The following is a 17,359-nucleotide window of genomic DNA, read 5'->3' as shown; positions in this document are numbered from 1 at the left end:
GGCTCCGGCCCGCCGCGCGAGCAGCGGCGCGCCGCCGCGGCTCAGACCAGCCGGCTCTGTTCGATCGCGGCGCCGACGAAGCCCTTGAACAGCGGGTGCGGCTCGAAGGGGCGCGACTTCAGCTCCGGGTGGAACTGCACGCCGATGAACCACGGGTGCCCGACATGCTCCACGGTCTCGGGCAGGAGGCCGTCGGGGGAGACGCCGGAGAAGCGCAGGCCCTTGGCCTCCAGCCGCTCGCGATAGGCCATGTTGACCTCGTAGCGGTGGCGGTGGCGCTCCGAGATCTGCTCGGACCCGTAGATCTGGGCGATCTTGGATGTGGGATCGAGCTTCGCCTCATAGGCACCGAGCCGCATCGTGCCGCCGAGATCGCCGGCCGCAGCCCGCCGCTCCAGCTCGTTACCGCGCAGCCACTCGGTGAGCAGGCCGACCACCGGCTCGGACGTCTCGCCGAACTCCGTGGAATTGGCGTCCGGCATTCCCGCGAGCGAGCGGGCGGCCTCGATGACGGCCATCTGCATCCCGAAGCAGATCCCGAGATAGGGGATGCGCTTCTCGCGAGCGTAGCGGGCCGCGCGGATCTTGCCCTCGGCGCCGCGCTGGCCGAACCCGCCCGGCACCAGGATCCCGTTCAGGCCCTCCAGGAACGGCGCGGGATCCTCGCGCTCGAACACCTCGGCCTCGATCCATTCGAGGTTGACCTTGACCCGATGGCTGATGCCACCGTGGGTCAGCGCCTCGGTCAGCGACTTGTAGGCGTCCTTGAGCCCCGTGTACTTGCCAACGATGGCGATGGAGACCTCGCCCTCGGGGTTGCGCACGCGCTCGGAGATCGTCCGCCAGCGGCCGAGATCCGGCTCCTCGCCGTGCTCCAGGCCGAAATGGCCGAGCACCTCGCGGTCGAGGCCGGCTGTCCGGTAGGAGAGCGGCACCTCGTAGATCGACGCCACGTCCCGCGCCTCGATCACCGCGGTCTCGCGGACGTTGCAGAACAGCGCGAGCTTGCGGCGCTCATCGACCGGGATGTCCCGGTCGCAGCGGCAGAGCAGGATGTCGGGCTGGATGCCGATGGAGCGCAGCTCCTTCACGGAATGCTGCGTCGGCTTGGTCTTCAGTTCGCCCGCGGACGGGATGTAGGGCAAGAGCGTCAGGTGGACGTAGCAGCAGGTGCCGCGGGGCAGTTCCTGGCCGAGCTGGCGGATCGCCTCGAAGAACGGCAGCCCTTCGATGTCGCCCACGGTGCCGCCGATCTCGACGAGCACGAAATCGAACGCGTCGTTGCCGTCGAGGACGAAGTCCTTGATCGCGTTGGTGACGTGCGGAATCACCTGGATCGTGGCGCCGAGATAGTCGCCGCGGCGTTCCTTGGCGATGATGTCCTGGTAGATCCGGCCCGTGGTGATGTTGTCGGCCCGGCTCGCCGGGACTCCGGTGAAGCGCTCGTAATGCCCGAGGTCGAGATCGGTCTCGGCGCCGTCGTCGGTGACGAACACCTCGCCGTGCTGAGTCGGGCTCATCGTGCCCGGATCGACGTTCAGATAGGGGTCGAGCTTGCGCATCCGGACCCGGTAGCCGCGGGCCTGCAGCACCGCCGCCAGGGCTGCGGAGGCGAGCCCCTTGCCGAGGGAGGAGACCACGCCGCCGGTGATGAAAACGTACCGCGTCATGGGCCTCGGTCCATAAAGAAGCTGCTGCCGTTTGCCAAACGACCCGTGCCCCGGCCCGCGCATGGGCTGGGGATCATGGAACGCATGGCACGGACCGGCTGAGTGCCGGCCCGTCGGAGATGGAATGAGACGCTGCGCCGTTCCGGGCGCAGCCCGTCAGCGGGATTGCGGCGCGTCCGGGACCGCCGGCTGGGCGGGCGCGGCCGGCTGGGCCGGCGCCGTGGCGGGCACCCGGTCCTGTTGCTGGCGGAGCGTGTCGAGCAGGTTGTCGGCGCCGGTCGGCTGCTTGGCGGGCTGGCCCGACGTCTGCGGCGCGCCGGTATCGAGGATCGATTTCGGCGCCGCGGAGCGATGCGACAGGATGGCGAGCGCCAGGCTGGTGGTGAAGAACAGGGCCGCCAGGATCGCCGTGGCCCGGGTCAGGGCGTTGGCCTGGCCACGGCCGGTCATGAACCCCGCGACGCCGCCGCCGCCTCCGCCGCCGAGCCCGAGGCCGCCCTCGGAGCGCTGAAGCAGCACGACGCCGATCAGCGCGAGGACGATGATGAGGTGGACGACGATCAGGACGGTCTGCATCGGTGTTCCGGGATCTTCTTCAGCGCCGCGCGCCGGCAGCGGGCACCGGGAGACGAACGCACGAGGGCCGGAGCCCGCCGTCGCTTCCGGTGCTCCCCGGCACGCATGCGTGCAGCGGAAGCCTCGTGGGCGACTTTGCGGGCTGACCGGCCGGAATTGGGCGACGGCATACACCACCGGCCGCCCGCCGCCAACCTGACGCGCGCGGCCGGCTGTCGGCGGCGCCCCTCGCCTTCGGCCGCGCCGCGTGGTTTCTGGACGGGAGAGAGCGGCCGATCGAACGCGCCGCCCCGTCCGGGAGGCCAACCATGTCCGTGTCACGCCGGGTGGCGCTCGTTGCCGCCATCGCCGCGCCCGTTCTGATCCGCGCCGTCCCCGGCACGGCCGCCGGGCCCGACGCCGCCGCCGTGGAGCAGGCCGTCGACGCTCTGACCCAAGCCTTGCTGGCCGCGGACGGGCCTGCCCTCGACGCCCTGGTCCTCGACGGTCTGAGCTACGGACATTCCAGCGGTCAGGTGCAGGACAAGACGGCGTTCGTCGAAACGCTCACCAGCAAGCGCTCGGCCTTCCCGAGCATCACCCTGTCGGACCGCTCCGTCTCGGTGGTCGGCGACGACGCCGTCGCCCGACATGTTTTCACGGGCGAAGTCGTCTCGGGCGGCAAGACGGCGCCGGTGCATATCGGCGTGATGCAGGTCTGGCACCGGGATCACGGCCGCTGGCGGCTGCTCGCGCGTCAGGCCTTCAAGATCTGACAGCGCCTCCGTGCGATCGCCGCTCCGCCCGCGCCGGCGGAGCAGTCCGGTGCCGCCGCACTCAGGCCCTGCAAAGACTGAAGGCTCTTTGCAACGCGTGACGACGGCAAGCGCCACGAGCGCATCGAACCGTCAGAGGCGCGCTCAAGCGTAGGCGGCGCAGATCCCCAGGAAATCCGCGGCCACGAGACTCGCGCCGCCCACCAAGGCGCCGTCGACGTTGTCCACCGACAGAAGTTCGCGGGCATTTCCTGGCTTCACCGAGCCGCCATAGAGGATGCGGATCTTGTGCGCCTCGTCGCCCACGAGCTTGTCGAGCATCTCGCGCAGGGATGCGTGGACTTCAGCGATGTCGCGCGGAGTCGGTGTCCGGCCCGAGCCGATCGCCCAGACCGGCTCGTAGGCGATCACCGTGTCGGCCGCCGTGGCGCCCTTCGGCAGGCCAATGGCGAGCTGCGCCCGGACGATGTCGAGGGCGCGGCCCTGCTCGCGCTCCTCGATGGTCTCGCCAACGCAGATGATGCCGCACAAGCCGGCACGCCGGGCACCCAGCGCCTTGGCGTGGACGCCGTCATCGGTCTCGTGGTGGTAGGCCCGACGCTCGGAATGACCGACGATCACGTATTGCGCGCCGAGATCGGCGAGCATCTCGGCCGAGATCGAGCCGGTGAAGGCGCCGCTGGGGCGGGCATGGAGGTTCTGGCCGCCGATGGCGATGGGCGAGCCGGCGGCGGCCGCCACGCAGGAGCCGATCAGCGTCGCGGGCGGGCAGATCAGCACGTCGATGCGGGCCGCGAGGTCGGGCGAGAGCCCGTCGCGAATCGCTTCGACCACCTGGATGGATGCCCGGGTCCCGTTCATCTTCCAGTTGCCGGCGACAAGCGGCCTGCGCCCCGATTGCGTCATTCCTGCCCTCGCTCCGCCGCGGCGTTTCCCGAAGTTGCCGGGGCCTACCAGAGCGAGCTTGAGCGCGCAAACGCGCCGAAGCGCCTGAGTCTTTGCCTGTGGACGCGAATGGTCTATCGCGGTCGGCTCTCAGGAACAGCGCCGGCCCGGCGACGGGACGGCTGCCGAAGGTACTCGATCACAGACCATGCTTCAGGGCATCCGCAACGCCAGCCAGCACTGGCTCGGCAAGATCGTCTTGACGATCATCTTCACGCTGCTGATCGCCGGCGTCGGGATCTTCGGCGTCGAGGAGTTCTTCCGCGGCGGCGCGAGCAACAAGGTGGCGACCGTTGGCAGCACGCCGATCACCGCCGAGCAGGTGCGCCAAGCCTATCAGAACCAGCTGCAGCGCTATCAGACGCAGTTGAAGCGTCCCCTCACGCCCGATCAGGCGCGGATGCTCGGCCTCGACCGGCAGGTGATGTCCCAGCTGATCACCGAGGCCGCCCTCGATCAGAAGACCCACGATCTCGGCCTCGTCGTGCCGGATTCCGCGGTGATCAAGGCGATCCACGAGGAGAAGAGCTTCCAGAACGCGCAGGGCCAGTTCGAGCCGCAGCTCTTCTACCAGACCCTGCAGCGGGCGGGTCTCAACGAGGGCATGTTCGTGCGCGAGCAGCGCTCCGTGATCGCCCGTCTGCAACTCGCCGAGGCGGTGTCGTCGGACCTGCATGTGCCGGTCGCCATGCGGGAGGCGGTCCACCGCTACACCACCGAGCGCCGTGCCGCCGCCTACCTGATGCTGACGCCCTCGGTCGCCGGGCAGATCCCCGAGCCGACCGACGACGAGTTGAAGACCTGGTACGAGGCCAACAAGTCCGGTTTCCGGGCGCCGGAATTCCGCGCGGTCAACCTCCTTGTGGTCGAACCCGAGGCGATGGCGAAGCCGGACGCGATCACCGAGGCCGACGCCCGCGCCGCCTACGCGCTCAACAAGGATCGTTACGGCGCACCCGAGAAACGCACCATCCAGCAGATCGTCTTCCCCGATCCGGCCGCCGCCGAGGCGGCCCGCAAGGCGATCACCGACGGCGCCAAGACGTTCGAGGCGGTGGCGACGGAGCGCGGCACCGACGACAAGGACCTGACCCTCGGAACGCTGACGAAGAGCGAGCTGTTCGACAAGGCGGTGGCCGACGCGGCCTTCGCGCTGCCGGAGGGCGGTGTGAGCCAGCCCGTCCAGGGCCGCTTCGGCACGGTGTTGCTGCGTGTCACCAAGATCGAACCCGGGACGGTGAAGCCCTTCGAGGCCGTGGAGGGTGAGATCCGCAAGGGCCTCGCCCTGGCCCGCGCCCGCGACGCGATGGAGACCACCCGCGACGCGATCGAGGATCAGCGGGCCGGTGCAAAGCCCCTCGCCGACATCGCGGCGGAGCGCGGCCTCAAGATCGTCAGCGTCAAGGCCGTTGACTTGAACGGCAAGGGACCGGACGGGCAACGGGTCGCCGACATCCCCGATCCGGACACCACTGTGCCGGCCCTGTTCCGCGCCGAGATCGGCGGCGACAACGAGCCTCTGCGCACTAAGACCGGCGGCTATGTCTGGTACGACGTCACCGGAATCGATGCCGCCCACGACAAGCCCCTCGACGAGGTCAAGGACGGCGTGAAGGCCGGCTGGACCGCGACCGAGATCGCCAAGCGCCTTCAGGCCAAGGGCCGCGAGCTGGTCGAGAAGATCAACAAGGGCGAGACCATGGAGGCCGCAGCGCAGGAGGTCGGCGTCAACCTGCAGGAGGCCCAGGATCTCGCACGCAATCAAGCCAAGGACATGCTCAAGCCGGATGACGTGAACCTGATCTTCGCGACCCCGGTCGGCAAGGCCGGTACGGCGGCGGCCGGAGATTCGCGCGCGGTGTTCAAGGTCACGGCGGCGACGGTTCCGGCCTTCGTTGCCGACAGCCCCAGCGACAAGCAGATCACGCAGAGCTTCCAGGCCGCCCTCGCCGACGACGTCCTGTCTCAGTACATCAGCGAGGTTCAGAAGAACGCGGGCGTCAAGGTCGATCCGGCGGCCCTGCGCCGCGCCATCGGCGGCGAGTATTGAGGCATGGCCGAAGCGCCCGATTATGCGGCCTTCGCGGCGCGCTACGAGGCCAGGCAGCCGAGCCTCGTCGCGGTCAGCCTCGTCGCGGATCTGGAGACGCCGGTCGCGGCGTTCCTCAAGCTGCGCGCCGGCCATTCCGGTCCGGCCTTCCTCCTCGAATCGGTCGAGGGTGGTGCCGTGCGCGGCCGATACTCCATGATCGGCCTCGACCCGGACCTGATCTGGCGCTGCCGGGATGGCGCGCCCGCGATCGCGCGCGGTGCCGACCTCACCCGGTTTGAGCCGGATGACCGGGCACCGCTGGCGAGCCTGCGGGCGCTGATCGCCGAGAGCGCCATCGGCGAAGAAGCCGACGGCCAGGATCTGCCGCCGATGGCGGCCGGTCTATTCGGCTATCTCGGCTACGACATGGTCCGCGCCATGGAGCGGCTGCCGGAGCCGAACCCGGATCCCCTCGGCGTGCCGGACGCCATCCTGATGCGCCCCCGGGTCATGGTGGTTTTCGATTCCATCCGCGACCTGATCACCGTCGTGTCGCCGGTGAGGCCCACGGCCGGGACGACGGCCCGGGCCGCCTATGAGGAGGCGCTTCAGCGTCTCGACCGGGTCGCCGCCGCCCTGGAAGGTCCCTTGCCGATCGAGGCGCGGGTGGACCTGTCGGCGGTCGCCCATCCCGAGCCGGTCTCCAACACGTCGCCGGACGCGTTCGCCGCCATGGTGGCGCGCGCCAAGGAGTACATCGTCGCGGGCGACGTGTTCCAGGTGGTGCTGTCCCAGCGCTTCTCGGCGCCGTTCACCCTGCCGGCCTTCAGCCTGTACCGCTCCCTCCGGCGCACGAATCCGGCGCCGTTCCTGTGCTATCTCGATTTCGAGACGTTCCAGATCGTCTGCTCGTCGCCGGAGATCCTCGTCCGGGTGCGCGAGGGGACCGTCACGGTTCGCCCGATCGCCGGAACCCGCCGCCGCGGCGCAACCCCGGCCGAGGATGCCGCGCTCGCCGAGGAACTCCTTGCCGATCCGAAGGAGCGGGCCGAGCACCTCATGCTGCTCGATCTCGGCCGCAACGATGCCGGCCGGGTTTCGCGGATCGGCAGCGTCCGGGTAACCGACTCGTTCTTCATCGAGCGCTACAGCCAGGTCATGCACATCGTGTCGAATGTCGAGGGCGACCTCGATCCACGCCACGATCCCCTCGACGCGCTGGCGGCGGGCTTCCCGGCCGGGACGGTCTCGGGGGCGCCGAAGGTGCGGGCCATGGAAATCATCGACGAGCTGGAGCGCGAGAAGCGCGGGCCGTATGCGGGCTGCATCGGCTATTTCGGCGCCCGGGGCGAGATGGACACCTGCATCGTCCTGCGCACCGCGGTGGTGAAGGATGGTCAGATGCACGTCCAGGCCGGGGCAGGGATCGTGTACGATTCGGATCCTGCCTCCGAGCAGCAGGAATGCGTCAACAAGGCCAAGGCGCTGTTCCGCGCCGCCGAGGAGGCGGTGCGGTTCGCCGCGCAGGCGAAACGGGGGCAGTAGGCGGGGCCGCAAACCGGTTCCGCGCCCGACCCGATTGCCGAACGACGGGGATGGTTGACCGCGCCGATGCGAGCGGTCACATCGCCTGCATGCCCGAGCGTGCCGCCGCGATGCCCAACGTCCTCGTCATCGACAACTACGATTCCTTCACCTGGAATCTCGTGCACCTGATCGGTCCGCTCTGCGGGACCGTCGATGTCGTGCGCAACGACGCGCTCACGATCCCCGACATCCGCGCCAGGGCGCCGGACGCGATCGTGCTGTCGCCCGGGCCATGCACGCCCACGGAGGCGGGTATCTGCCTCGACGTGGTCCGTGATCTGTCCGAGGAGATCCCGATTTTCGGCGTGTGCCTGGGTCTCCAGGCCATCGGACAAGCGTTCGGCGGCGATGTCGTGCGGGCGCCCCTGCCGCTCCACGGCAAGGTATCGACGATCCGGCACGGCGCCCGCGGCCTGTTCCGCGGCCTGAACGACAGCTTCGAGGCGACCCGCTACCACTCCCTCGTGGTTGATCGTGCGACCTGCCCGGCCGCGTTGCGGGTCACCGCGGAGGCGGACGGCCTGATCATGGGGCTCGAGCATGCCGAGCGACCGCTCCATGGCGTCCAGTTCCATCCCGAGAGCATCCGGTCGCAGCACGGCACGGAGATCGTGAAGAACTTCCTCGATCTTGCCACGGCCTGGAATACGGCGCGTGACAGGACGCGTGCCGACGTGCATTGACGCCGGGAGGCCGGGGCGGCCCTCCGTCAGAAGCCATGGATCGTTTCAGACCCCATCTCGCGAAGGTCGCCGGGGGCCTCGCCCTCGACCGTGCCGAGGCCCGTGCCGCCTTCGACGACCTGTTGTCGGGCGAGGTGACGCCGGTCCAGGCCGGCGCCTTCCTCACCGCCCTCAAGGTGCGCGGCGAGACCGTCGACGAGATCGTCGGCGCCGCCGAGGCCATGCGGCAACGCATGACGCGCGTCGCGGCGCCCGCGAACGCCATCGACGTCGTCGGCACCGGCGGCGACCATTCCGGCAGCGTCAACGTCTCGACGCTGGCCGCCATCCTGGTGGCCGCTTGCGGCGTGCCGGTGGCCAAGCACGGGAATCGCGCCGCGACCTCCCGGTCGGGCGCGGCCGACGTGCTCGCGGCTTTGGGCGTCCGTCTGGGCCTCGATCCGGCCGGGCAGGTGCGCTGCCTCGACGAGGCCGGCCTTTGCTTCCTGTTCGCCCAGGCCCATCACCCGGCGATGCGACACGTGGCGGCGGTTCGCTCCGAACTGCCTGTCCGGACGATCTTCAATCTGCTGGGCCCGCTCAGCAACCCGGCCGGCGTCGGCTATCAGCTCTTCGGCGTCGCCCAGGAGGCGCTGGCCGAACCGCTGACGCGCGTCCTTTCGGAACTCGGCAGCCGCCGGGTCTGGACCGTCCACGGGTCCGACGGGCTCGACGAGATCACCGTCACGGGTCCGACGCGGGTGGTGGCCCTCGATCAAGGCAGGCTGTCTCGCTTCACCATCGACCCGCGGGAATTCGGGCTGGCGCTGCGCGCCCCCGAGGAACTGCGCGGCGGCGATCCGGCCGACAATGCCCGGGCGCTTGAGGCCGTCCTGGCCGGCGCCCAGAACGCCTACCGGGATATCGCGGTTCTCAATGCGGGGGCTGCCCTCGTCGTCGCGGGTGCCGCGCAGGCCCTGGCGGACGGCGTCGCGCGGGCGCAGGATGCCGTCGATTCCGGGGCGGCCCGGGCGACGCTCGCCCGCCTTGTCCGGGCTTCGAACGACCACTCCAACGGGGAGGAGGGCCGATGAGCTCGCTGACGCACGACGCGACCCAGCAGACCGGCGCCGAGGCGCCGCCCGAGCGGCCGAACGTCCTCGCGCGGATCGAGGCCTACAAGCGCCGCGAGATCGCCGAAGCGAAGCTGCGCGTTCCGCTCGCCAAGCTGGAACGCCGGGTCGCGCAGGCGGAGCCGGTGCGCGGTTTCGCGGCGGCGATCCGCGCCCACCTCGCCGAGGACCGCCCGGCGCTCATCGCCGAGGTGAAGAAGGCCTCGCCTTCCAAGGGCCTGATCCGCGCCGATTTCGATCCGGCCACCCTGGCCGCCGCCTACGAGGCCGGCGGCGCGACCTGCCTGTCGGTGCTCACCGACGAGCCCTCGTTCCAGGGCCGGCCCGAATACCTGACGGCGGCGCGCGAAGCCTGCGGGCTGCCGGTGCTGCGCAAGGACTTCCTGTTCGAGCCCTATCAGGTCTACGAAGCGCGGGCCTGGGGCGCCGACTGCATTCTGGTCATCATGGCCTGCCTCGACGACGACGAGGCCGTGGCCCTGGTTGAGACGGCGAATCTCCTCGGCATGGATGTCCTGGTCGAGGTGCATGACGCGGCTGAGCTGACCCGGGCGATCCCCCTCGGTACGGCCCTGATCGGCATCAACAACCGCAATCTCAAGACCTTCGAGGTGTCGTTCGAGACCGCGATCGGGCTCGCGCCGGGCATACCGGCCGATCGCATCGCCGTGGCCGAGAGCGGGATCGGCGACCATGCCGACGTGGTGCGTCTCCGGGACAACGGCCTCGGCGTGGTGCTGGTCGGCGAGAGCCTGATGCGGCAGCCGGACGTCGCGAAGGCGGCCCGTACCCTGCTGTTCGGCGATGCGGAGACCAAGGGCGGCAAGCCGCGGAAGAAGGCTTAAGCGATGGAGCCGGGCTCGACGCTGACCCATCTCGACACCAGCGGCGCGGCCAACATGGTCGACGTCACCGACAAGCCCGCCACCGACCGGACCGCCCGGGCGGAAGGCCAGATCGTGATGAGGCCCGAGACCCTGGCGCTGATCCGCGAGGGCGACGCCAAGAAGGGGGACGTGATCGGCACGGCGCGACTCGCCGGCATCATGGCGGCCAAGCGCACCCACGAGTTGATCCCCCTCTGTCACCCGCTGCTGCTGTCGAAGGTCCGGGTCGAGTGCGAGCCCGACGCGGCGCTGCCGGGCCTGCGCATCGCCGCGGAAGTCCGGGTGCAGGGTCCGACGGGTGTCGAGATGGAGGCCCTGACCGCGGTCTCGGTGGCCTGCCTGACGGTCTACGACATGGTGAAAGCGGTCGATCGCGGCATGCGCATCGAGGGCATACGCCTCATCGCAAAGGACGGCGGTCGCTCGGGCGCGTATCGGGCCCCGCAGGAATGAGCGACCTGATCCCGGTCGCCGAGGCGCTGGCGCGCGTTCTCGCGAGCGTCGCCGGTCCGGTCGAACCCGAAACCGTGCCGCTGGCGCAGGCTGCCGGCCGGACGCTCGCCGCGGATGTCGGCGCCTCCCGCACACAGCCGCCGTTCCCGGCCTCGGCCATGGACGGCTACGCCGTGCGCAGCGCCGACGCCTCAGAGGTGGGGGCATCTCTGCGGATGATCGGCACCAGTGCGGCCGGACACGGCTTCTCGGGACGCATTGGCGCAGGCGAGACGGTGCGGATCTTCACCGGCGCGCCGGTTCCGGAGGGTGCGGATGCGATTCTGATCCAGGAGAATGCGTCCGCGGAGGATGGGACGGTGCGCGTCCTCGAGCCGGTCGAGCCGATGCGGTTCATCCGTCGGGCGGGCCTCGATTTCACCGCGGGCGAAACCCTTATCCCGGCCGGCATGAGCCTCGACGCCCGGCGCTTGGCGCTGGCCGCGGCGGCTGGCCATCCGCGCCTCTCCGTGCGGCGGAGGCCGCGGGTTGCGATCCTCGCCACCGGTGATGAGTTGGTGGAGCCCGGGGCGACGCCCGGCTGGGACCAGATCGTCGCTTCGAACAGCCTCGCGCTGGCGGCCCTCGCGGCGGAGGCGGGTGCCGACATCATCGATCTCGGCATCGCGGCCGACGACCACGCCGCCCTGGCGGATGCGTTCCGTCGGGCCCGCGAGGCGCGGGCCGACCTGCTCGTGACCCTCGGGGGCGCCTCCGTCGGCGACCACGACCTGGTTCAGAGCGCGCTCGCCAAGGAGGGACTGGAACTCGGGTTCTGGCGGGTCGCCCTCCGTCCGGGCAAGCCGCTGATGCACGGCCGCCTCGGCGATATGCTGGTGATCGGATTGCCGGGCAATCCGGTCTCGTCGATCGTCTGCGGGCTGCTGTTCGTGGTCCCGGCCATCCGTGCGCTCCAGGGGGATCCGCAGGCGGGCGCCGACCGCAGCGAGCCGGCGAGGCTCGGCCGCGACCTTTCGGCGAATGACGGCCGCGCCGACTACATGCGCGCGAGCCTCACCGTGGAACCTGGCCAGCTGCCCATCGCGACCGCCGAGCAGCGCCAGGATTCCTCCATGCTGGGCGTTCTCGGACGCTCTGAGGCCCTGCTGATCCGCGCGCCGCACGCGCCGGCCGCGACCGCCGGCGATCTTTGCCGGATCATCCGTCTCGATCGTCGCCTGTTCTGACGCTCAGGGCATCACGCGCCACGCCTTGAGAGGGCCGGGCAGGTCCAGCGGCATCAGGCGGGCGCTCCGGACCTTGCCCTGGGCGAGTCGCGTGGCGAAGGCCGTCTCGGCCTGAAGATCGTCGGCCGGCCGGGCCGGGCAGGCGACGAGGTATTGAACGCCGAGCTTCGTCAGCACCCGGTCGAGGTCGGCCTCGGTACCGCCCAGCCCTTCGATTGCGGCCGTGAGTCCGGGAATCGCCCGGTGATACGGCGCGGCCACGATCTTATGCGGTGTCCGCAACAGGATCGACGGTCCCAGGACGATCGGCGCCAGCACGGTGCCCTCCGGCAGGGCCGCGAGGGGGCGCACGGCGGCATCGCTGAGGCAGGCTGTGACCTCGGCCGCATCCGGCGCGGTGCGCAGGTCCGGCGCCAACGCTCCCAACAGGAGCGCCGGGATCATCCAGAGGCAACTGATCATTCCGGCGCCGAGGAGCGCGATCTGCCAGCGTGGGCCATCGGCAGGCGGGCCTGCGGCGCGCGCCAGCGCCCGATCGAGGATGATGCCCGCCACCAGCGGCACGAAGCCGGAGGCGATGTAGAGGCCGCGGAACTGAATGATGCCGAGGATCAGCCCGGGCCACAGGAACAGCGCCATCACCGACCAAGCCCGACGCTCCGGCATGCGCCAGGCCATCCCGGTTGCGGTGAAGGTCGCGAGGATCACGACGGGATAGAAGACCAGCGCCTCCCACTGGCCGCGCGCCACGAATTTCGTCAGTGGCGCCATCTCGTTGACGGTCAGCAGCCAATGGATCCGCACGAGAGGCGGCATGTCCGGGAAGGGGCCGCCGAGACAGGCCGGGAAGGCGGCGACGAACCCGACCAGAAGGACGCATCCGGCCAAGCCTGCGAGGGCGAGCCGGGTGCGGATCGTCGCGAGGCGCTCTCCCGCGACGGCGACTCCGGTGGCGAAGACGAGGCCGCCCACGGTCAGCCAGAGCCACGGTGGCGAGAGCGCGTCGCAATGCGAGACACCCCAGAGGGAAGGCGCTGTCTGCACGGCGAACAATGCGGGCGCGGCGGCCCCGAGCCCGAGGCCAAAGCCCGCCAGCGGGGCACGGGCGGGCGCTCCGCGCAGGCACCAGTCACCCGTGAGATACAGGGCGGCCAGCGCCACGAAGGGCAGCCCCTCAAGCCCGATCGCCAGGGAGACGGCGGCCAGAATCCCACCGATCACGCCCCGCTTCAGATCGCCGCCGATCATGCAGAAGGCGAGGCCGAGGATCGCGATGATCTGCAGATTGTGATGATCGACCCGGCCTGCCTGGAACTGGATCGTGACACCGAAGGTCTGCGTCGCCGCCACCAGGGCCAGGAGCGCGGCCCGGCTCCCGAAGCTGTGCCGGACGCCGCGATACAGAACCCAGCCGTAGAGCCCGAACAGCACCATGGGCCAGAAGGCGGCTGTGAGGCCTTCCGCCAGCGCGCGACCTGCCAGGGGCGTGAGTCCCAGGATCATCGCCGCGATGGGTGCGTCCACGAGGCGCGACCAGTGGCTGGGCGTGCCGGCCGGGGCCAGGAACCGGTACTGGACGTTGTCGAACCAGCCCTGTCCGGCCAGCAGGTCGCGGACTTCCACGAGGCGCATGGCGTCGTCGGTATCCGGAACCCGCAGGTGCCGGATCGTCTCCCACACCGCGTGGGGCGCGTTCATCGTCGCGATGCAGAGGGCAGCGAGCACCCACAGGAGCGTGCGGGTCTCGATCCGCCGGCGCGGTCGGGAGGGCAGGGGCGCCGGAGCCGGCATGGTTGGATCACCCGGGCGGGCGGTCGATGCCCTCGCCGTCATGCTGGCGCGGTTCGGCTTAACGCGCGGTCAAGGGACATCGGCCGCGCGTTCCCGCCGCCGCGCCAGCGATTCCTTAACCACGACCCGGCATCCTGCCGTCCGGTCGGCGTCCTGCGCGTCGCGCGCCGCACCAATCGCCGGAGCATGGGATGAGCCACCACACCGAGACGCTGGTGATCGGCGCGGGGCCCGCGGGTCTGACCGCCGCCTACCTGCTGTCGAAGAAGGGGCGCTCCGTCACCGTCCTGGAGCGGGATCCGGCGCAGGTCGGCGGGATCTCGCGAACCGTTTCCCACAACGGCTACCTGTTCGATATCGGCGGCCACCGCTTCTTCTCGAAGTCGCAGGCCGTGGTCGATCTCTGGGACGAGATCCTTCCCAACGACTTCATCGAGCGGCCGCGCCTGTCCCGGATCTACTACCGCGGCCGGTACTACGCCTACCCGCTCAAGGCCTTCGAGGCGCTCCGCAACCTCGGCGTCTTCACCAGTGCGGCCTGCGTCGCCTCCTACCTCTATGCCCGCCTGCGGCCGATCGAGGAGCCGAAGACCTTCCACGCCTGGGTGCGCAACCAGTTCGGCGAGCGCCTGTTCGCGATCTTCTTCAAGACCTACACCGAGAAGGTGTGGGGCATGTCCTGCGACGCGATCTCGGCCGACTGGGCGGCGCAGCGCATCAAGGGGCTCGACCTCGGCGCGGCGATCCGCGACGGCATCAAGCGCTCCCTGGGCCTGCGCAAGCGGGCCCCGGCCGGCGGACCCGTCATCAAGACGCTGATCGAGTCGTTCCGCTATCCGCGCCGGGGACCCGGCATGATGTGGGAGGCCGCCGCCGCCAAGATCGAGGCCCAGGGCGGCCACCTGCGCCTCGACCGCAGCGTCGATTCCCTAAGCTACGATGCCGGGACCGGCATCTGGACGGTGGCGGCCCGCCGCGCCGACGGCAGCCGCGAGACCTTCACGGCCCGCAACGTCATCTCGTCCGCGCCGGTCCGTGAGCTGGTCGACGCGATCCGCCCGCGGCCGCTCAGCACCTTCAACGCCCGGGCGCTGAAGTACCGCGATTTCCTGACGGTGGCGCTGATCGCCAAGTCCGACAAGAACTTCCCGGACAACTGGATCTACATCCACGACCCGTCGGTGAAGGTCGGCCGGGTGCAGAACTTCCGCTCCTGGTCCCCCGAGATGGTGCCGGACGCGGATCATACCTGCCTGGGCCTCGAATATTTCTGCTTCGAGGGCGACGGCCTGTGGAACGCCGACGATGCCGAGCTGGTGGAGCTCGCCAAGCGCGAGATCGGTCAGATCGGCCTGATCGACCCGGCCGACGTGGTCGATGCCTGCGTGGTCCGCCAGCCGAAGGCCTACCCGGTCTACGACGAGGAGTATGCCGGCCACGTCGTCACCGTGCGGCGGGAGCTGGAGCGGGATTTCCCGACCCTGCACCTCGTCGGCCGCAACGGCATGCACAAGTACAACAACCAGGACCATGCGATGATGACCGCGATGCTGACCGTGGAGAACATCCTCTGCGGCCGGCGCCGGCACGACGTCTGGCGGGTCAACGAGGATGCCGAGTACACCGAGGCTGGCGTGTCGGGGGCCGAGGCGGCGCTGGGCAGCGAGCGTCTCGTGCCGCGGAAGGTCGCCTGACGCGCAACAGCACCGGGCCCGCGTCACCGAAGCGGCTTGCCGGTCTCTCCCGCGCCCCTATCGTTCCCTTCCGGTAATGCCCTGAACCGAGGGCCGCCGGGAGGATTTGTTTCGATGCGATCTCTGCTTCTCGCCGCGCTCGTCGCGGGCGTGGCCATGCCGGCGGCGGTTCTGCCCGCCCTGGCGCAGGGCGCCGCCCCTGCCGAGACCAAGGCCAAGACCGACGATCTGGAGAAGCTCGAGGGCTTCCACAGCACGGACACGCAGGCCGCCGCCGAAATCCCGCAGACCGGCCGGCGCGCCGACGCGATCCGCAAGAACCTGTCGAAGATCAAGCTGCCGGACGGCTTCAAGATCGATCTCTATGCCGTGGTGCCGGATGCCCGCGCCATCGCGGTCGGCCCGAATGCCGGTGTGCTGTTCGTCGGCACGCGCAAGAGCAAGATCTTCACGGTCACCGACCGCGACAAGGACCGGGTCGCCGACGAGGTCCGGCCCTTCGCGCCGGGCATCGCGTTCAAGATCCCCAACGGCGTCTGCTTCTCGAAGGACGGCGTGCTCACCGTGGTGGAGCAGAACCGCGTCCTTGCCTTCCCGGCCGCCGAGTTCTTCTACGAGAATCCGGACGTCGCCGCCGGCGTGCTGGTCAAGCAGGGCGCGCTGATCCCGGCCTCCGAGGAGAGCTTCAACCACACCGCCCGGGTCTGCCGGGTCGGGCCGGACGGCAAGACCTACATCGCGCTGGGCCAGCCCTACAACGTGCCGCCGCCCGAGAAGATGGATCTCTACAAGAAGACCGGCATCGGCGGCATCATCCGCATCGACGCCGACGGCAAGAACCGCGAGGTCTACGCCACCGGCATCCGCAATTCGGTGGGGATGGACTTCAACACCGACAAGTCCCTCTGGTTCACCGACAACCAAGTGGACGGCATGGGCGACGACAAGCCGCCGGGCGAGCTGAACCGCGCCACCAAGGCCGGCGAGAATTTCGGGTTCCCGTGGTTCGGCGGCGGTGCGGTCCGCACGGTGGAGTACAAGGACCAGACCCCGCCGGCTGACGCCGTCGCGCCGCAGGCCGAGCTGCCCCCGCACGCGGCCGATCTCGGCATGACCTTCTACAACGGCAAGCAGTTCCCGGCCTCCTACAAGGGCGGGATCTTCATCGCCGAGCACGGGTCCTGGAACCGCACCGAGCCGGTGGGCGCCCGGGTGATGTTCGCCAAGCTCGGCGCCGACGGGAAGGTGGAATCGGTGAAGCCCTTCGCCGAGGGCTGGCTCACCGGCGACGGCGAGTATCTCGGCCGCCCGGTGGACGTGGCGGTGATGCTCGACGGCTCGCTGCTGGTCTCGGACGATTCCGCCGGGGCGATCTATCGGATCTCCTACGAGAAGTAGTGTCTTGTGACGGGGCGCCCCTCACCGAGAGGGGCGACCCGTCGCGAACGGGCGCGACGCACCCCCTCTCCCGTCCGGGAGAGGGTCGGGGTGAGGGGTGCGCCGTCTCCGGAAAGATCCGATCCCTCACCCTGTCCCTCTCCCGCACGGGAGAGGGGACCCGCGCCCCGTCCGGAAGCGCGGGTGCCAGTTTCCACCGGTCCGAGAGTTCGAGCCCGCCCCGATGATCCGCTTGCTTCTCCTCCTTGCCGCCACGCTCGTCCCGCTCTCGGCCGAGGCCGGCGACGCCGCTGCGGGCAAGAAGCGCGCGACCGCCTGCCAGACCTGCCACGGGATGGACGGGCTCTCGAAGCTGCCGGAGGCGCCGAACCTCGCGGGTCAGGTCGAGCCCTACCTCGTGAAGGCGCTCACCGAGTACCGCGACGGCAAGCGGCAGAACGAGATCATGAACGTGGTCGCGAAGGAGCTGTCGGACGCGGATATCGCCAATCTGGCGGCGTATTATGCGGGGATCCAGATCGACGTGCTGCCGCCGGGGTAGACGCTCTTT

Annotated in this window: 15 protein-coding genes; 11 read left to right on the top strand and 4 right to left on the bottom strand. The window is 70.0% G+C overall.

The window, feature by feature from the left end:
* Positions 1 to 41 precede the first annotated feature (41 nt).
* Positions 42 to 1,670 carry a CTP synthase gene (locus MCBMB27_RS12130; protein WP_043348836.1) on the bottom strand — a complete coding sequence of 543 codons (1,629 nt, stop codon included), beginning with the start codon at positions 1,668 to 1,670 and terminating at the stop codon, positions 42 to 44.
* Positions 1,671 to 1,826: 156 nt separating this feature from the next.
* Positions 1,827 to 2,246, bottom strand: coding sequence for a preprotein translocase subunit SecG (secG, locus tag MCBMB27_RS12125; protein WP_043348833.1), 420 nt, complete (start codon positions 2,244 to 2,246; stop codon positions 1,827 to 1,829).
* Positions 2,247 to 2,554: 308 nt separating this feature from the next.
* Between secG and MCBMB27_RS12120 the strand changes: the two genes are divergently transcribed.
* Positions 2,555 to 3,001, top strand: a complete 447-nt coding sequence (locus MCBMB27_RS12120; RefSeq protein ID WP_043758365.1) for a nuclear transport factor 2 family protein — start codon at positions 2,555 to 2,557, stop codon at positions 2,999 to 3,001.
* Between the two features lie 144 nt (positions 3,002 to 3,145).
* Here the strand turns inward: MCBMB27_RS12120 and tpiA are convergent, their stop codons facing one another.
* A complete protein-coding gene (tpiA, locus tag MCBMB27_RS12115; protein ID WP_043348827.1) occupies positions 3,146 to 3,907 on the bottom strand; it encodes a triose-phosphate isomerase in 762 nt (253 codons plus the stop codon).
* Between the two features lie 187 nt (positions 3,908 to 4,094).
* Between tpiA and MCBMB27_RS12110 the strand changes: the two genes are divergently transcribed.
* From MCBMB27_RS12110 to MCBMB27_RS12080, 7 genes are all read left to right on the top strand, one after another.
* The gene (locus MCBMB27_RS12110; protein ID WP_075380512.1) at positions 4,095 to 5,996 is read left to right on the top strand and encodes a peptidylprolyl isomerase; all 1,902 of its coding nucleotides are present in this window, start codon (positions 4,095 to 4,097) and stop codon (positions 5,994 to 5,996) included.
* A 3-nt stretch (positions 5,997 to 5,999) separates the two neighbouring features.
* Positions 6,000 to 7,523, top strand: a complete 1,524-nt coding sequence (gene trpE, locus MCBMB27_RS12105; protein WP_043758359.1) for an anthranilate synthase component I — start codon at positions 6,000 to 6,002, stop codon at positions 7,521 to 7,523.
* A 110-nt stretch (positions 7,524 to 7,633) separates the two neighbouring features.
* Positions 7,634 to 8,248, top strand: a complete 615-nt coding sequence (locus tag MCBMB27_RS12100; RefSeq protein ID WP_043761266.1) for an anthranilate synthase component II — start codon at positions 7,634 to 7,636, stop codon at positions 8,246 to 8,248.
* Positions 8,249 to 8,283: 35 nt separating this feature from the next.
* On the top strand, positions 8,284 to 9,321 hold the full coding sequence (gene trpD / locus MCBMB27_RS12095; RefSeq protein ID WP_075380511.1) for an anthranilate phosphoribosyltransferase: 1,038 nt from the start codon (positions 8,284 to 8,286) through the stop codon (positions 9,319 to 9,321).
* Positions 9,318 to 10,205: an indole-3-glycerol phosphate synthase TrpC gene (gene trpC / locus MCBMB27_RS12090; RefSeq protein WP_043378522.1), complete on the top strand. Its 888-nt coding sequence runs from the start codon at positions 9,318 to 9,320 to the stop codon at positions 10,203 to 10,205. Before trpD ends, trpC begins: the two co-directional genes overlap by 4 nt.
* 3 nt (positions 10,206 to 10,208) lie before the next feature.
* On the top strand, positions 10,209 to 10,700 hold the full coding sequence (moaC, locus tag MCBMB27_RS12085) for a cyclic pyranopterin monophosphate synthase MoaC (protein ID WP_043351646.1): 492 nt from the start codon (positions 10,209 to 10,211) through the stop codon (positions 10,698 to 10,700).
* Positions 10,697 to 11,926 carry a molybdopterin molybdotransferase MoeA gene (locus tag MCBMB27_RS12080; protein ID WP_075380510.1) on the top strand — a complete coding sequence of 410 codons (1,230 nt, stop codon included), beginning with the start codon at positions 10,697 to 10,699 and terminating at the stop codon, positions 11,924 to 11,926. Before moaC ends, MCBMB27_RS12080 begins: the two co-directional genes overlap by 4 nt.
* A 3-nt stretch (positions 11,927 to 11,929) precedes the next feature.
* Here the strand turns inward: MCBMB27_RS12080 and MCBMB27_RS12075 are convergent, their stop codons facing one another.
* Positions 11,930 to 13,717: a hypothetical protein gene (locus MCBMB27_RS12075; RefSeq protein WP_075380509.1), complete on the bottom strand. Its 1,788-nt coding sequence runs from the start codon at positions 13,715 to 13,717 to the stop codon at positions 11,930 to 11,932.
* Between the two features lie 191 nt (positions 13,718 to 13,908).
* Between MCBMB27_RS12075 and MCBMB27_RS12070 the strand changes: the two genes are divergently transcribed.
* The 3 genes from MCBMB27_RS12070 to MCBMB27_RS12060 all read left to right on the top strand — a co-directional run bounded on the left by MCBMB27_RS12070 (position 13,909) and on the right by MCBMB27_RS12060 (position 17,350).
* Positions 13,909 to 15,411, top strand: coding sequence for an NAD(P)/FAD-dependent oxidoreductase (locus MCBMB27_RS12070; RefSeq protein ID WP_043758350.1), 1,503 nt, complete (start codon positions 13,909 to 13,911; stop codon positions 15,409 to 15,411).
* Between the two features lie 114 nt (positions 15,412 to 15,525).
* Complete coding sequence (locus MCBMB27_RS12065) at positions 15,526 to 16,809, top strand: PQQ-dependent sugar dehydrogenase (RefSeq protein ID WP_043351653.1); 1,284 nt, start codon at positions 15,526 to 15,528, stop codon at positions 16,807 to 16,809.
* A gap of 223 nt (positions 16,810 to 17,032) precedes the next feature.
* Positions 17,033 to 17,350 (top strand): c-type cytochrome, encoded by a 318-nt coding sequence (locus MCBMB27_RS12060; RefSeq protein ID WP_043351655.1) that lies wholly within the window; start codon positions 17,033 to 17,035, stop codon positions 17,348 to 17,350.
* The last annotated feature ends 9 nt before the right edge of the window (positions 17,351 to 17,359 follow it).

This window comes from Methylobacterium phyllosphaerae (genome assembly GCF_001936175.1).
Taxonomy (GTDB): domain Bacteria; phylum Pseudomonadota; class Alphaproteobacteria; order Rhizobiales; family Beijerinckiaceae; genus Methylobacterium; species Methylobacterium fujisawaense.
This window is presented reverse-complemented; position numbering and strand designations above follow the sequence as displayed.

Bases quoted from the DNA above. Each gene is read 5' to 3' on its own strand.
- MCBMB27_RS12130 (WP_043348836.1), bottom strand. From the start codon at position 1,670: ATGACGCGGTACGTTTTCATCACCGGCGGCGTGGTCTCCTCCCTCGGC.
- secG (WP_043348833.1), bottom strand. From the start codon at position 2,246: ATGCAGACCGTCCTGATCGTCGTCCACCTCATCATCGTCCTCGCGCTG.
- MCBMB27_RS12120 (WP_043758365.1), top strand. From the start codon at position 2,555: ATGTCCGTGTCACGCCGGGTGGCGCTCGTTGCCGCCATCGCCGCGCCC.
- tpiA (WP_043348827.1), bottom strand. From the start codon at position 3,907: ATGACGCAATCGGGGCGCAGGCCGCTTGTCGCCGGCAACTGGAAGATG.
- MCBMB27_RS12110 (WP_075380512.1), top strand. From the start codon at position 4,095: ATGCTTCAGGGCATCCGCAACGCCAGCCAGCACTGGCTCGGCAAGATC.
- trpE (WP_043758359.1), top strand. From the start codon at position 6,000: ATGGCCGAAGCGCCCGATTATGCGGCCTTCGCGGCGCGCTACGAGGCC.
- MCBMB27_RS12100 (WP_043761266.1), top strand. From the start codon at position 7,634: ATGCCCAACGTCCTCGTCATCGACAACTACGATTCCTTCACCTGGAAT.
- trpD (WP_075380511.1), top strand. From the start codon at position 8,284: ATGGATCGTTTCAGACCCCATCTCGCGAAGGTCGCCGGGGGCCTCGCC.
- trpC (WP_043378522.1), top strand. From the start codon at position 9,318: ATGAGCTCGCTGACGCACGACGCGACCCAGCAGACCGGCGCCGAGGCG.
- moaC (WP_043351646.1), top strand. From the start codon at position 10,209: ATGGAGCCGGGCTCGACGCTGACCCATCTCGACACCAGCGGCGCGGCC.
- MCBMB27_RS12080 (WP_075380510.1), top strand. From the start codon at position 10,697: ATGAGCGACCTGATCCCGGTCGCCGAGGCGCTGGCGCGCGTTCTCGCG.
- MCBMB27_RS12075 (WP_075380509.1), bottom strand. From the start codon at position 13,717: ATGCCGGCTCCGGCGCCCCTGCCCTCCCGACCGCGCCGGCGGATCGAG.
- MCBMB27_RS12070 (WP_043758350.1), top strand. From the start codon at position 13,909: ATGAGCCACCACACCGAGACGCTGGTGATCGGCGCGGGGCCCGCGGGT.
- MCBMB27_RS12065 (WP_043351653.1), top strand. From the start codon at position 15,526: ATGCGATCTCTGCTTCTCGCCGCGCTCGTCGCGGGCGTGGCCATGCCG.
- MCBMB27_RS12060 (WP_043351655.1), top strand. From the start codon at position 17,033: ATGATCCGCTTGCTTCTCCTCCTTGCCGCCACGCTCGTCCCGCTCTCG.